Source organism: Pseudogemmobacter sp. W21_MBD1_M6 (genome assembly GCF_052119585.1).
Lineage (GTDB): Bacteria > Pseudomonadota > Alphaproteobacteria > Rhodobacterales > Rhodobacteraceae > JBGQOJ01.
The window spans coordinates 48,101-60,616 of record NZ_JBGQOJ010000004.1 but is presented as its reverse complement, the minus strand read 5'-3'; the positions used below and the strand labels follow the sequence as shown (position 1 = coordinate 60,616).

Here is a 12,516-nt window from a genome sequence, read left to right as displayed (position 1 = left end):
TCAGAAATGAAAACCATTTTCAAAAAAATTGGAAAATAACGGCGTGCCCTTTAGAAAGGATCAAACACAAAGCGGAGGTCAAACAGATGTCATTTCAGAACCCGGTTTTCATTCCAGGCCCGACGAACATACCGGATGTGATCCGCAAGGCATGTGACATGCCGACGATCGACCATCGGTCCAGCCTGTTCGCCCAGTTTTTTGTCCCCGCCATCGAGGGTGTGCGGAAAATCCTGAAGACGACGACAGGCGAGGTCATTCTGTTTCCGTCCACCGGCACCGGCGGCTGGGAGGCTGCCCTGTCCAATACATTGTCCGCTGGCGACACGGTTCTTGCCGCACGCCACGGCATGTTCTCGCACCGCTGGATCGACATGTGTCAACGCCACGGGCTTGACGTGCAGGTCATCGAGGCGCCGTGGGGCGCGGGGGCACCCGTTGCCGCATTCGAGGCCGCACTGCGGGCTGACACCGGCCACAAGATCAAGGCATTGCTGGTCACCCACAACGAAACCGCGACCGGCGTCAAATCCGATATTGCCGGTGTCCGCCGTGCGCTGGATGCCGCAGGCCACCCTGCATTGTTGTATGTCGATGGCGTCAGTTCTATCGGGTCGATGGATTTCCGGATGGATGAATGGGGCGTCGACCTTGCGATTGCGGGTTCGCAAAAGGGGTTCATGCTGCCCGCTGGCCTTGCGATTGTCGGGATCAGCCCAAAGGCGATTGCCGCGATGGACAGTGCGAAACTGCCGCGCACCTTCTTTGACTTCCGCGATATGCGGAACAGCTATGCGAACGGCGGGTTTCCCTATACGCCGCCCGTCGGGTTGATCAACGGTCTGGCGACCTCGGTGGGGATGCTGCTGGACGAAGGGCTGGACACCGTCTTTGCCCGCCATCATCGCCTTGCCGAGGGGGTGCGCCGTGCGATCGCGGCCTGGGGCATGACCCCCTGCGCCCACAGCGTTGATCTGTATTCCGACACGGTCACTGCGGTTGTCGTGCCCGAGGGTTTCAACGGTACCGATGTGGTGAATGTTGCCGCCACGAAATACGGCGTCGCCTTCGGTGTCGGCCTTGGAGAGGTCGCAGGCAAGGTGTTCCGCATCGGTCACCTTGGCAGTCTGACGGATGTTATGATGCTGTCGGGGCTGGCCACCGCTGAAATGGCGATGAAGGATCTGGGCTATCCGGTCACGCTTGGGTCAGGAGTTGCCGCCGCGCAGGACTATTACCGCAAGGCCGCCGATGCGGCGCAAATGGCAGCAGAATGATGAAAGACCTGTCCGAGATGTATATCCCCACTTACGACGACGTTCTTGAAGCGCACGAGCGGATCAAGCCCTACATCCATCGCACCCCTGTTCTGACCTCCAGCTATCTGAACGAGCTGACCGGCGCAGAGCTGTTCTTCAAATGCGAGAACTTTCAGAAGGCCGGCGCGTTCAAGGTGCGCGGCGCATCCAATGCGGTCTTTGGTCTGTCCGACGAAAAGGCCCAAATCGGGGTTGCCACGCACTCGTCGGGAAACCATGCGCTGTCGCTGTCATATGCGGCGGGCCGTCGCGGAATTCCGGTGACCGTGGTTATGCCGCGCACCGCCCCGCAGGCCAAAAAGGACGCGGTGCGCGGGTATGGCGGCACAATTGTCGAATGCGAGCCGTCGACAAGCAGCCGCGAGGCGGTGTTTGCAGAGGTTGTCGCCCGGTCGGGCGCAGATTTCGTGCATCCCTACAACGATCCGCGCGTCATTGCCGGACAGGCCACCTGTAGCCTTGAATTCAACGAGCAGGTCGAAGGTCTGGATGCGATGGTTGCGCCGATCGGGGGGGGCGGCATGATCTCTGGCACCTGCCTGACCTTGTCGAACATCGCGCCGCAGATCAAAGTCTATGCCGCAGAGCCGCTGAATGCCGACGATGCGGCGCGGTCGTTCCGCGCGGGCCATATCATCGCGGATGATGCCCCCGATACAATCGCCGACGGCCTGAAAGTGCCGCTGAAAGACCTGACATGGCATTTCGTCAAGACCCATGTGACCGACGTTCTGACCGCGACAGAGGAAGAGATCGTCGCCGCGATGCGTTTGACATGGCAACGCATGAAGATCGTGATGGAACCCAGTTGCGCCCCGCCGCTGGCTACCATCCTGAAGAACAAAGAGCTGTTTCGTGGCAAGCGCGTTGGCGTGATTATCACTGGCGGCAACGTGGATTTGGACAAGCTGCCCTGGATGCAGCGCTGAGAAGGACAAGACGATGAACGCACCTGTGACATTCGACGACCTCGAAGTCGGCTATGATATTCCCGCTGCGATCGGCATGGACGAGGCCGACATCCAGACCCCTTGTCTGGTCCTTGATCTGGACGCGCTGGAACGCAACATCACCAAAATGGGCAATTTCGCCGCGCAAATGGGCGTGCGCCACCGTGTCCACGGCAAGATGCATAAATCCGTCGATGTGGCCCTGCTTCAGGAAAGGCTGGGCGGGTCGTGCGGTGTGTGCTGCCAGAAGGTATCAGAGGCAGAGGTCTTTGCCCGTGGCGGCATCAAGGATGTCTTGGTGTCCAATCAGGTGCGTGATCCGGCCAAGATCGACCGTCTGGCGCGGCTGCCGAAACTGGGGGCGCGCACGATCTGCTGTGTCGATGATCTGGCCAATGTTGCCGACCTTTCGGCGGCGGCGGTCAGGCATGGAACGCAGATCGAATGTCTGGTCGAAATCGACTGCGGCGCGGGGCGCTGTGGTGTGACGACCACCCCCGCCGTCATCGAGATTGCCAAGGCGATCCACGCCGCCGAGGGACTGAAGTTCGCCGGCATTCAGGCCTATCAGGGCGCGATGCAGCACATGGACAGCTATGACGACCGCAAAGCCAAGATCGACATTTCCGTCGCCATGGTGCGTGATGCGGTGGACGGGCTAAAGGCCGAAGGGCTGGACTGCGACATCGTCGGCGGTGGCGGCACGGGCAGCTATTACTTCGAGGGGGCATCGGGTGTGTATAACGAGCTTCAGTGTGGGTCTTATGCCTTCATGGATGCCGACTATGGCCGCATTCTTGACAAGGACGGCAAGCGGATCGATCAGGGAGAGTGGGAGAACGCATTGTTCATCCTGACCTCTGTCATGAGCCACACAAAGGCGGACAAGGCCATTGTCGATGCTGGCCTCAAGGCGCAGTCGGTCGACAGCGGTCTGCCGATCATCTTTGGCCGCACGGATGTGAAATACGCCAAATGCTCGGATGAACACGGCGTGGTCGAGGACCCGGATGGCGTGCTGAAAGTGAACGACAAGCTGAAGCTGGTGCCGGGCCACTGTGATCCGACCTGCAACGTCCACGATTGGTATGTGGGCGTGCGCAACGGCAAGGTTGAAACGCTTTGGCCGGTCTCGGCGCGCGGCAAGGCCTACTAAGTCAAATGGCGGGTGCGCCCGCCAAACCCTCTTGAAATATCGGATACCCAGAATGATTATCGTTCCCGAAAAGGAAATCGCAGGCCTGATCACACCAGAGGCCGCTTTCGACGCGGTCGAGGCGGTGTTTGCCGCCATGGCAAAGGGCGACGCCTACAACTTTCCCGTCATCCGCGAATCTATCGGCCATGCGGACGCTCTGTATGGGTTCAAGTCGGGCTTTGACCGTGCCGGTCTGGCGCTGGGTCTGAAATCGGGGGGCTACTGGCCGGGCAACATGGCCAAGGGGCTGACGAACCACCAGTCCACGGTCTTCCTGTTCGACGCGGACACGGGGCAGGCCAGCGCGATGGTGGGGGGCAACCTGTTGACCGCGCTGCGCACCGCTGCTGCCTCGGCGGTGTCGATCAAGCATCTGGCGCGCAAGGATGCCCGCGTTCTGGGTATGGTCGGTGCGGGCCATCAGTCAGCCTTCCAGATGAGGGCCGCAGTGAAACAACGCGACTTTCAGAAAGTCATCGGCTGGAACCTTCACCCCGAAATGTTGTCGCGTCTGGCCGAGACCGCCGCAGAACTGGGGCTGCCATTCGAGTCGGTCTCGCTTGATGAACTCGGGGCGCAGGCCGATGTGATTATCACGATCACCTCCAGCTTTGATCCGATCATCATGGCGGGGCAGGTCAGGCCCGGCACGCATCTTGCCTGCATGGGCACCGACACGAAGGGCAAACAGGAGGTGGACGCAGCGCTTGTCGCCAGGGCCACCGTCTTTACCGACGAGATCGCGCAATCGGTCACAATCGGCGAGGCGCAGCATGCCGTCGCGCAGGGGCTGATCGCGGCATCCGATATCATTCAGATCGGCGACGTCATCAACGGCACCCACACGGGCCGCACCTCGGACACCGAAATCACGCTGTTTGATGGAACCGGCGTTGGCCTTCAGGATCTGGCGGTTGCCAAAAAGGCGGTGGACCTTGCCCTGACAAAAGGTGTGGCGATCGAGGTGGCGTTGTAGACGCCCGAAATACCTGATTACCTAAGCGGCGGCGGCATCATGTCCGCCGCCGTTTGCGTTGCGGAGCAGAGAATGAAAAAGTTGCGGATTGCTATCAATGGATTTGGCCGGATCGGCCGTTCGGTTCTGCGGGCATGGGCCGAAGACAATCGCTGGCCAACTCTGGACATCGTCGCCGTGAACGACATCGCGGGGATCGAGGCCTGTGCCTATCTCTTCAAATACGATTCCGTTTTCGGGCCGTTCCGCGGACACGTGGAAACCGCGCAGGATGCCCTGATTGTCAACGGGCACAGGCTTCGGTTCAGTGCAGCCCCCGACCTGTCTCAGCTTGATCTGACAGACATCGACCTTGTGCTGGACTGCACCGGCAAGGCGCGGAATCGCGCATTCGCGGCGCGGGCCATTGCGGGCGGGGCAAAGCGGGTGCTGATCTCGGGGCCCTGCCCCGATGCGGATCTGACGCTGGTCCTTGGGGCCAATGACACCGCGCTGTCGGACCAGCCCATCGTGTCCAACGCCAGTTGTACGACAAATGCGCTGGCCCCGCTGATGCGCCTTCTGGATGACGCCTACGCAATCACCACTGGGTCCATGACAACCATCCATTGCTACACCCGCAGCCAGCCGACAGTCGATGCGCCCACCGGCGGAGAACTGGTACGCAGCCGCGCCGCCGCCTTGTCGATGGTGCCAACGACGACCAGCGCGGGTCATCTGACCGATCTGGTCTTGCCGCATCTGGCAGGCCGCATTCAAGCCAGCGCCGTGCGCGTGCCCGTGGCCAGCGTCAGCGCGGTTGATCTGGCGGTCATGACGGACACTGCTGTAACGGCGGATGCGGTCAATGCCCTGATGCAGGGCGCGGGTGGTGTGATCGGATACGAGGACGATCCGCTTGTCTCATCCGACCTGCGTCAAAGACCCGAGTCGATCATCATGGCCGGAATCGAGACACGGGTCACGGACGGTGGCCTGCTGCGCGTCTTTGGCTGGTATGACAATGAATGGGGGTTTTCCTGCCGCATGCTGGATGTCGCGGCGAAAATGGCGGGCTAGCCCTTCGTTCATCTTCTCGGCAAAAATACTCGAAAAAATACCCCCGCAGATCACTCTGCAGGGGCTTTGTTTTGTGCGGAATGGAGCGTTTATTCCGGCAAGTCTTCTGGCAGGATCAGGTTCAGAACAATCGCGATGAACGCCGCGGGCAGCAGGCCCGATGTCAGGAGGATCTGTGCGGTCTTGCCGACGTGCTGCAACGCGGATGGCTCCAGTTGCAGGCCAAGGCTGACAGACAGGGCAACCGCAAAGATCACCATGTTCCGGCGGTTCCAGTTCACATCGGACAGCATGTTGATGCCAGATGCGCACACCATGCCGAACATGACGATCACACCGCCCCCCAACACGTTGATCGGCACGGTATTGATGATCGCGCCGACCTTCGGGATAAACCCGCAGACGATCAGAAAGATCGCGCCGATGGTCACAACGTGGCGGCTCATCAGGCCCGTCATTGCGACAAGGCCGACGTTCTGGCTGAAGGATGTGTTGGGAAGGCCGCCGAACACACCGGCGATCGCTGTCCCAAGCCCGTCGGCGAAGGTCGCGCCGGTGATCTCTTTGTCGGTCGCCTCGCGGCCCGCGCCGCCCTTGGTGATGCCCGAGGTGTCGCCGACAGTCTCGATGGCCGAAACGATGGCCATGAAACACATGCCAAGGATGATGGCGGTGTTGAACTCAAAGCCCCATTTGAACGGCATCGGCAGCGCGAACATGCTGGCGCGACCGACATTGCCGAAATTGACCTGACCCATGAAATAGGCGACGATATATCCGGCGATGATCCCGATCAGGACGGCTGCGACGGCGGTAAATCCACGCGAAAAGAACTTGACCGCAAGGGTGACGACAACCACCACAAGCGCCGGCAACCACATGGCCAGCGAGCCGAATTCAGGTTTTCCCATCATGGGCACGCCGCCGGCTGCATACTGGATGCCGACTTTGACCAGTGCCAGACCGATCATCAGAACGATCAGGCCGGTGACAAGTGGCGGCAGGGCAAAGCGGATGCGCCCGATAAAGAAGCCAAGGCAAAAGTGGAACAGGCCACCGATCAACACGCCGGTCATCAAACCGGCCAGACCGGCAGAACCAAGACCCGCGACCGCAGGGATCATGACCGGAATAAAGGCAAAGGAGGTTCCCTGCACGATCGGCAGGCGGGCACCGACGGGGCCAATCCCTATGGTTTGAAACAGCGTGGCGATACCTGCGAACAGCATCGACATCTGGATCATGTAGTTCATATCGGGAAAGCCCAGGGCCCCCTGATCGGACCCGAAGCCGATACCGGCTGCGCCACAGACGATGATGGCAGGTGTCACGTTCGACACAAACATCGCCAGCACATGCTGGATACCCAGCGGAATTGCGGTGCCCAAAGGCGGCATATAGTCAGGATCGCGCAGTTGCTCTGGCGTTCCAATGGATGCGTCACTCATTCTTCTGTCCCTTTGTTGGAAGGTTCGACCGCTTCTTTTATTGGCGGTCATTCCCGGTTTTGGCGGATCTCGTAGGGGGGCTCGAACCAGTGTTCTTCCAGGTTCGGGCTGGCCCCTATGCGGTCCACCACGGCAAACAACCCCGGCGCGTGCAGCGGGGTCAGGACACCGTGCCATATGGCGCGGTGGTAATTGATGGCCTGCCCTGCCGCGCTGACAAACGCGCGCGGGGTGCCGGGGGTGCCGCCCATGTCGGGGGCGACGATGATCAGGAACGGGTCCATGCTCATCGGAATGAAGGCCTGCGTTCCTTCGGGGTGCCGCTCTACCAGATCAAGGGTGAGGGGCAGGGCACGGGGCTCTGCCTTGAACAGGCTGATGCCCGCACGACCCTCTGGCCCGAAGTCCAGCGTTGCGCGGTCGTGGTAGCGGCCACAGAACCCCTGATTGATGATCTTGTCGGGCTTGCCCTGCGTATCCAGCAGGTCGCCGAACGGCGCAAAGGCCGCGGCGGTCAGGGGTTCGGTGTATATGATCCGCGCGCCGGTCACGGGCGGCCCAACCTGGCGTGGCGGTTCACGTCCTTGTACAGCAAATAGCGGAACGGCCCCGGCCCGCCTGCGTAACAGGCCTGCGGACAAAAGGCGCGCAGCCACATGAAATCGCCCGCCTCGACCTCGACCCAGTCGCGGTTCAGCAGGTAGACGGCCTTTCCTTCCAGCACATAAAGCCCATGTTCCATCACATGGGTTTCGGCAAAGGGGATGACCCCGCCGGGCTGGAAGGTGACGATGGTCACATGCATGTCGTGGCTCAGGTCCGTGACATCGACAAAGCGCGTCGTGGCCCATGCGCCATTGGTATCGGGCATGACGGTCGGGGCAATGTCCTGCTCGTTGGTGACAAAGGCCTTGGGTGCGGGGATGCCATCGACCGCCTCGTAGGCCTTTCTGATCCAGTGGAATTTCACCGCTTCGGCGCTGGTATTTTCGACGGTCCAGACGGTTCCCGGCGGAAGGAAGGCATAGCCGCCCTCGGCCATGTGGTGCCGCTCGCCGTCAAGGGTCAGGGTCAGCAGCCCTTCGACCACGAACACGACGCCCTCTGCCGCCGGGTCCATTTCGGGGCGGTCGCTACCACCCTGCGGGGACAGCTCGACGATATACTGGCTGAAGGTTTCGGCGAAGCCCGACAAGGGCCGCGCGATGATCCATGCGCGGGTTTTGTTCCAATGCGGCAGGTACGAGGTGACGATGTCCGACATCGTGCCTTTCGGGATCACCGCATAGGCTTCGGTGAATGTGGCGCGGTCGGTTGTCAGCTGGGTCTGTGGCGGCAGTCCGCCCTTGGGCGCATAGTAGCTGGTCATGGCAGAAGATCCTTGAGGCGCAGCAGCGCGATGCGTTCGACCTGCGCGCAGGCCGTGGCGAATTCGGTGTCGCGGTCATTGTCGACGCGGGCCTTGAAGGCGGTCAGGATATCGTCTTTCGACAACCCTTTGACGGCGATTATGAAAGGAAAACCAAAGGTTTCGGTATAGCGCGTGTTCAGCGTGGTGAAGGTTGCGTGTTCGTCAGCCGTCAGGGCGTCCAGACCCGCGCCGGCCTGTTCCGATGTGCTTTCGGCCGTCAGGCGTTTGGCTGCGGCCAGCTTTCCGGCAAGATCGGGGTGGGCGGTGAGGACGGCCAGCCGCTCGACCCCGGAGGCGCTGCGGAACTTGCGGAACAGGGCGCTGTGCAATCCGGTGGCGGTGTCATGGGCCATGCCCAGCTCGTCGTCCCAGGCGCGTTCGGCGATCCATGGGGAATGCTCGAACACGCTGCCGAATTTGGCGACAAAGGCGGCGCGGTCCATCTGCGACGGACGGTCCCACGGGGCGGGGGCGGGGTGGGTCTCGTGCCAGTGCCGCGCGATGTCGATGCGGCGGGCAAACCAGACCGCGTCATGGGTTTTGCAGTAGTCGATGAAGCGGCGCAGGGCCTGTATCCGGCCCGGACGCCCGAGAAGACGGCAGTGGATACCAATCGACATCATTCTGGCCTGACCGGCCTGACCTTCGGCATAAAGCGCGTCAAAGCTGTCCTTGAGGTAGGTGAAAAACTGGTCGCCCGAGTTGAACCCCTGCGGCGTTGCGAACCGCATGTCATTGGCGTCCAGCGTGTAGGGAATAATCAGCTGGTCACGGTCATGCAGGCGCACCCAATAGGGCAGATCATCGGCATAGGTATCGGATATGTAGTGGAACCCGCCTTCCTTTGCCACAATATCGACGGTGTTGACGGAACAGCGCCCCGTATACCAGCCGCGCGGGCGGGTGCCTGTCACCTCGGTGTGCAGGGCGATTGCGGCGATCATATCGGCGCGCTCTGCCTCTGGTGTGGCGTCTTTGTATTCGACCCATTTCAGGCCGTGGCTGGCGATTTCCCAGTCGGCGGATTGCATGGCCGCCACCTGTTCGGGAGAGCGGGCAAGCGCGGTCGCGACGCCATAAACCGTGACAGGAACGCCCTGTTCGGTGAACAGACGGTGCAACCGCCAGAAGCCCGCGCGCGCCCCGTATTCATAGATCGATTCCATGTTCCAGTGACGCTGGCCGGTCCACGCGGCGGCACCGACGATCTCTGACAGGAATGCCTCTGACGCGGCATCGCCGTGCAGGATGTTGTTCTCGCCGCCCTCTTCGTAATTGACCACGAATTGAACGGCGATCTTTGCGCCGCCCGGCCATTTCGGATCGGGTGGCGTGGCGCCGTAGCCCAGCATGTCACGTGGATAGCGGTTCAAATTTTTCATCCCCAAGCGATACTCTATTTTCAGCCTAGACCATATGACGCCACGGGATTGTCAAGAAATACTTGAAAGACCTATGCGCAAGGAATGCAGTCGCGCGGGATGCACAAACCATGCACAATGAATGCAGAAACGATGCGGATAGATGCAGGATTGGAATCGGGATGAGCAGCGGCACAGGATTTTTGACGACCCATGTTCTGGACACCGCGCGCGGTGTGCCCGCGCAGGGGATGGACATCGACCTTTACCGGATCGAGGACGGCCAGCACAGGCATCTGCGCCATATGGTCACCAATGACGATGGCCGCACCGATGGCCAGATCCTGCCGGCGGCGGAATTCACCACCGGCACCTATGAACTGGTGTTCCATGCCGGTGCCTATCTGGACGCCAGCGGTGCCGCCCCCGAGACGCCGCGCTTTCTGGACGAGATCCCGATCCGGTTCGGGATCAGTCAGGCGGATAGCCACTATCATGTGCCTCTGCTGATCTCTCCTTTCGGGTATTCGACATACCGGGGAAGCTGACGCCATCCATGCGCGCGGCCAGTTCTGCCTTGCAGCGGCCGATCATGAAATCCAGAAACAGCCGAATCTTGGGGTCTTTGAACCGCCGGTGCGGATAGAGGCAGGACAGCTGGATCGGCATCGGCGGGGTGGCGCGGGCCACCGGCACCAAGGCGCCCGAGGTCAGATGCTCGACCACCTCGAACACCGGTTTCATCACGATCCCATGACCATCAAGCGCCCAACCTGTCAGGACATCGCCGTCGTCCGATTCAAACGGGCCGCTGATGTCGAACCGGCGCGGGCCTTCGGCGGTGTCCAGCGTCCATTGGAACTCTTTCGCGCCGGGGAATCGCAGGTTCAGGCAATCGTGTTTCTGGCCCACGATATCCGTGCCGCTGTGGGGCATTCCGCGCCGCGCAATATAGTCTGGCGAGGCGCAGAGGATGCGCGGGCAATCGGCGATGGTGCGCAGTTTCAGGGTGCTGTCGTCAAGGATGCCAAGGTGAAAGGCGACATCCAGCCCCTCGGCTGTCACGTCGATGATCCGGTCGGACATCCGCAGGCGCACGTCGATCTGCGGATACTGCGCCTTGAACGCGGGCACATGGGGCGCGATGAACCGCCGCCCGACGCCAAGCGGCGCGCCGACAAAGACCGTGCCGCGCGGGTTCTGCGTGGCATCACCCACGGCGGCCTCTGCCTCGGCGATGGCATCAAGGATCTTTTGCGCCCCGTCGTAGAACAACGAGCCGTGTTCGGTGGGTTGCAGGGCGCGCGTGGTGCGGTTGAACAGGCGCACGCCCAGATGCTTTTCCAGTTCCGATATCCGGCTGGAGGCGACGGCGGGCGACGTGCGCTGATCGCGGGCCGCGGCGCTCATGCTGCCTAATTCATAGACACGGACGAACATTTTCAGGGTGTTCACATAGGACATGTCTATTTTCCGGTTTCTTTTGAAAGTCTGTCGTTATTTACAGAATTAACAAAAAGGTGCCGCGCAGGATAGGGTTTGTTCAAAGCAAGGGGAGAAAGCGATGTATGATTTTGCGGTGATGGGCGAATGGCTGGAATTCGCGGTGCGCTGGTTGCATGTGATTACGGCGATCGCCTGGATCGGGTCGTCGTTCTATTTTATCGCGCTGGACCTTGGTTTGCACCGCGACCGCAACCTGGCCAGCGGCGCCGATGGCGAGGAATGGCAGGTGCACGGGGGCGGGTTCTACCATGTGCAGAAGTATCTGGTGGCCCCTGCCGAGATGCCCGACCATCTGGTCTGGTTCAAATGGGAAAGCTATGCGACCTGGCTGTCGGGTTTTGCCATGCTGTGGCTGGTCTATTACATGGGGGCAGAGTTCTATCTGATCGACCCTGCGGTGATGGATCTGGCGATCTGGCAGGCGATCGCGATTTCGCTGGCATCGCTGGCGTTTGGCTGGGTTGTCTATGACCTGCTGTGCAAATCGAAGTTCGGCGATGACAATACGCGGTTGATGGTTCTGCTGTACATCATTCTTGTGGTGATGGCCTGGGGCTATACCGAAGTGTTTTCGGGGCGTGCCGCGTTGCTGCATCTGGGGGCGTTCACGGGGACGATCATGTCGGCCAACGTGTTCTTCATCATCATGCCGAACCAGCGGATTGTGGTCGCGGATCTGAAGGCGGGGCGTAAGCCCGACCCGAAATACGGCAAGATCGCCAAGCAACGGTCGACGCACAACAACTATCTGACGCTGCCGGTGATCTTCCTGATGCTGTCCAACCACTACCCGCTTGCCTTTGCCAGCGAGTATAACTGGGTCATCGCCAGTCTGGTGTTCCTGATGGGCGTCACGATCCGGCATTATTTCAACACAGTCCATGCGCGCAAAGGCAACCCGACCTGGACGTGGATTGTCACGCTGGTGTTGTTCATTCTGGTGGCCTGGCTGTCCACCGCGCCCAAGTTCCAGCGCGAGGAGGCGGCGCTGTCGGGCGGGGCGTTGAAATTCGCGCAGGCAGAGGGATTCAGTGATGTGCATGACATCGTTCTGGGCCGCTGTTCGATGTGCCACGCCGAAGAGCCGTCTTACGAGGGGGTGTTATGGGCCCCCAAGGGAGTGAAGTTCGAGACCGAGGCACAGGTCGCGCGGATGGCGCGCGCGATCTATATCCAAGCCGGCGTAACCCATGCGATGCCCCCCGCCAACCTGTCCTACATTGAGGAGGAGGAGCGGGCCAAGATTGTGGCGTGGTATCGCGCGGCGGTTGGCAGCTGAGGGGCAGCA

12 protein-coding genes are annotated in these 12,516 nt (G+C 61.0%); 7 read left to right on the top strand and 5 right to left on the bottom strand.

Annotation, left to right across the window (positions count from 1 at the left end; translation table 11 throughout):
• Positions 1-86: 86 nt before the first annotated feature.
• The 5 genes from bhcA (at position 87) to ACEN2R_RS06825 (ending at position 5,502) form a co-directional block, all read left to right on the top strand.
• Positions 87-1,277 carry an L-aspartate--glyoxylate aminotransferase BhcA gene (gene bhcA, locus ACEN2R_RS06845; protein WP_442040556.1) on the top strand — a complete coding sequence of 397 codons (1,191 nt, stop codon included), beginning with the start codon at positions 87-89 and terminating at the stop codon, positions 1,275-1,277.
• Positions 1,277-2,248, top strand: coding sequence for a beta-hydroxyaspartate dehydratase BhcB (gene bhcB / locus ACEN2R_RS06840; protein ID WP_442040849.1), 972 nt, complete (start codon positions 1,277-1,279; stop codon positions 2,246-2,248). The genes bhcA and bhcB overlap by 1 nt, the downstream gene beginning before the upstream one ends.
• A gap of 13 nt (positions 2,249-2,261) precedes the next feature.
• Positions 2,262-3,425, top strand: a complete 1,164-nt coding sequence (gene bhcC, locus ACEN2R_RS06835; protein ID WP_442040554.1) for a 3-hydroxy-D-aspartate aldolase BhcC — start codon at positions 2,262-2,264, stop codon at positions 3,423-3,425.
• A 52-nt stretch (positions 3,426-3,477) separates the two neighbouring features.
• Complete coding sequence (gene bhcD, locus ACEN2R_RS06830) at positions 3,478-4,443, top strand: iminosuccinate reductase BhcD (protein ID WP_442040552.1); 966 nt, start codon at positions 3,478-3,480, stop codon at positions 4,441-4,443.
• A 72-nt stretch (positions 4,444-4,515) separates the two neighbouring features.
• Positions 4,516-5,502 carry a type I glyceraldehyde-3-phosphate dehydrogenase gene (locus ACEN2R_RS06825; RefSeq protein ID WP_442040550.1) on the top strand — a complete coding sequence of 329 codons (987 nt, stop codon included), beginning with the start codon at positions 4,516-4,518 and terminating at the stop codon, positions 5,500-5,502.
• 89 nt (positions 5,503-5,591) lie between these two features.
• On the opposite strand, the gene ACEN2R_RS06820 is transcribed toward ACEN2R_RS06825, so the two are convergent.
• Genes ACEN2R_RS06820 through puuE form a run of 4 tightly spaced genes read right to left on the bottom strand, consistent with a single transcriptional unit; the run spans position 5,592 to position 9,734 of the window.
• The gene (locus tag ACEN2R_RS06820; RefSeq protein WP_442040548.1) at positions 5,592-6,950 is read right to left on the bottom strand and encodes a uracil-xanthine permease family protein; all 1,359 of its coding nucleotides are present in this window, start codon (positions 6,948-6,950) and stop codon (positions 5,592-5,594) included.
• 47 nt (positions 6,951-6,997) lie between these two features.
• Complete coding sequence (locus tag ACEN2R_RS06815; protein ID WP_442040546.1) at positions 6,998-7,501, bottom strand: ureidoglycolate lyase; 504 nt, start codon at positions 7,499-7,501, stop codon at positions 6,998-7,000.
• Positions 7,498-8,319: a bifunctional allantoicase/(S)-ureidoglycine aminohydrolase gene (locus ACEN2R_RS06810; protein WP_442040544.1), complete on the bottom strand. Its 822-nt coding sequence runs from the start codon at positions 8,317-8,319 to the stop codon at positions 7,498-7,500. The genes ACEN2R_RS06815 and ACEN2R_RS06810 overlap by 4 nt, the downstream gene beginning before the upstream one ends.
• Positions 8,316-9,734: an allantoinase PuuE gene (gene puuE / locus ACEN2R_RS06805; RefSeq protein WP_442040542.1), complete on the bottom strand. Its 1,419-nt coding sequence runs from the start codon at positions 9,732-9,734 to the stop codon at positions 8,316-8,318. The genes ACEN2R_RS06810 and puuE overlap by 4 nt, the downstream gene beginning before the upstream one ends.
• A gap of 170 nt (positions 9,735-9,904) precedes the next feature.
• Between puuE and uraH the strand changes: the two genes are divergently transcribed.
• Positions 9,905-10,270, top strand: a complete 366-nt coding sequence (uraH, locus tag ACEN2R_RS06800; RefSeq protein WP_442040540.1) for a hydroxyisourate hydrolase — start codon at positions 9,905-9,907, stop codon at positions 10,268-10,270.
• Here uraH and ACEN2R_RS06795 read toward each other — a convergent pair.
• Positions 10,194-11,186 (bottom strand): LysR substrate-binding domain-containing protein, encoded by a 993-nt coding sequence (locus ACEN2R_RS06795; RefSeq protein ID WP_442040538.1) that lies wholly within the window; start codon positions 11,184-11,186, stop codon positions 10,194-10,196. The genes uraH and ACEN2R_RS06795 overlap by 77 nt on opposite strands.
• Positions 11,187-11,286: 100 nt before the next feature.
• Between ACEN2R_RS06795 and ACEN2R_RS06790 the strand changes: the two genes are divergently transcribed.
• Positions 11,287-12,507, top strand: coding sequence for a urate hydroxylase PuuD (locus tag ACEN2R_RS06790; protein ID WP_442040536.1), 1,221 nt, complete (start codon positions 11,287-11,289; stop codon positions 12,505-12,507).
• Positions 12,508-12,516: the final 9 nt, after the last annotated feature.

Coding starts and splice junctions, on each gene's coding strand:
- uraH (WP_442040540.1), top strand. CDS start 9,905: ATGAGCAGCGGCACAGGATTTTTGACGACCCATGTTCTGGACACCGCG.
- ACEN2R_RS06790 (WP_442040536.1), top strand. CDS start 11,287: ATGTATGATTTTGCGGTGATGGGCGAATGGCTGGAATTCGCGGTGCGC.
- bhcC (WP_442040554.1), top strand. CDS start 2,262: ATGAACGCACCTGTGACATTCGACGACCTCGAAGTCGGCTATGATATT.
- ACEN2R_RS06820 (WP_442040548.1), bottom strand. CDS start 6,950: ATGAGTGACGCATCCATTGGAACGCCAGAGCAACTGCGCGATCCTGAC.
- ACEN2R_RS06795 (WP_442040538.1), bottom strand. CDS start 11,186: ATGTCCTATGTGAACACCCTGAAAATGTTCGTCCGTGTCTATGAATTA.
- bhcB (WP_442040849.1), top strand. CDS start 1,277: ATGAAAGACCTGTCCGAGATGTATATCCCCACTTACGACGACGTTCTT.
- ACEN2R_RS06810 (WP_442040544.1), bottom strand. CDS start 8,319: ATGACCAGCTACTATGCGCCCAAGGGCGGACTGCCGCCACAGACCCAG.
- bhcA (WP_442040556.1), top strand. CDS start 87: ATGTCATTTCAGAACCCGGTTTTCATTCCAGGCCCGACGAACATACCG.
- bhcD (WP_442040552.1), top strand. CDS start 3,478: ATGATTATCGTTCCCGAAAAGGAAATCGCAGGCCTGATCACACCAGAG.
- ACEN2R_RS06825 (WP_442040550.1), top strand. CDS start 4,516: ATGAAAAAGTTGCGGATTGCTATCAATGGATTTGGCCGGATCGGCCGT.